Raw genomic sequence first — 1,163 nt, 5'->3', positions numbered from 1 at the left:
GAGCAGCAAGATGTGCAACTGCTCCACCGCATGCGCGAACGATTAACTAAACAATCAACCGCCTTAATCAATCAAGTCAGAGGGATGTTAGCGGAATACGGCATTGTGATAACCAAAAGTAAATCGGCTTTTAAAGTACAGTTCCCAGATATTTTAGCGGATGAAACCAATGCGCTGACTACCAAAGGTCGGGCCATTTTTTATCAGTTATATGAAGAGTTTAGTGATATAGAAAAACGGCTTAAGGGTTGTGACGTTCAAGTGCTCACTGAAACTAAGAATAATGTGATTTGCCAGCGTTTAGAAACTATCCCTGGTATTGGCCCAGTCACCGCTACCGCCTTTTATGCGGCCGTCGGTGATGGTAAAGATTTCAGTAATGGTAGACACTTTTCAGCTTGGTGTGGCTTGGTTCCCAAGCAACACAGCAGTGGAGGTAAAGATAACCTCCTTGGAATAAGCAAGCGGGGAAATGCTTACTTACGTACCCTGTTCATCCACGGCGCCAGAGCAGTGTTACAGCACAGTTGTCATAAACAGGATAAATTTAGTTGCTGGGCAATCCAGTTAGCAGAACGCCGAGGTTTTAACCGAGCCTGTGTAGCCGTCGCCAATAAACTCGCGAGAATGGCATGGGTTATCGCGGCGCATGACGAAGAATATCGACTTCCAGTATAGTGCTGAATAGATTCAATAAACGTTAATAATTAACCAACCAGCAAGCTGCTAAGACACTTGAATTGATGATGAGACAGTCAGACTGATCTACTGAAAACCTTAGCTCGGTATAGGCTCATAATGAAGCCGCAAGGATGATAAGGACAGTAGAAGCAGATATCCATCAGGGCCAGAGGCATACCTCAATAACAGGCCGAATATATGGGTGCAATGAACTCTTCTCAAAATCGCTATCGAATGTCTTGCAAACCGGATGGGTCCATATATGCCTAGCTGGGCTATTAAGCAGGGATGCTGTTGGACGGGACGGCCGCGACGATTGAAATAGATAAATTCCAGATACGAAAAAGCCCTAACATTGCTGTTAGGGCTTATCGAAATGTTGGCGGAGCGGACGGGACTCGAACCCGCGACCCCCGGCGTGACAGGCCGGTATTCTAACCAACTGAACTACCGCTCCTTTAGTCTAACGTTTGCACGTTAAC

1 protein-coding gene and 1 tRNA gene are annotated in these 1,163 nt (G+C 46.1%); one reads left to right on the top strand and one right to left on the bottom strand.

Annotation, left to right across the window (positions count from 1 at the left end):
• On the top strand, positions 1–678 hold a 678-nt coding region (locus tag Q4Q54_RS21605), incomplete at its 5' end, for an IS110-like element ISSba19 family transposase (protein WP_311989527.1).
• Between the two features lie 383 nt (positions 679–1,061).
• Here Q4Q54_RS21605 and Q4Q54_RS21600 read toward each other — a convergent pair.
• Positions 1,062–1,138: transfer RNA gene (locus Q4Q54_RS21600), tRNA-Asp, on the bottom strand.
• Between the last annotated feature and the right edge of the window lie 25 nt (positions 1,139–1,163).

The organism is Shewanella sp. SP2S2-4, from assembly GCF_031932025.1.
GTDB lineage: Bacteria > Pseudomonadota > Gammaproteobacteria > Enterobacterales > Shewanellaceae > Shewanella > Shewanella baltica.
The sequence above is the reverse complement of the archived record's forward strand: the minus strand, read 5'-3'. Positions and strand labels throughout refer to the sequence as shown.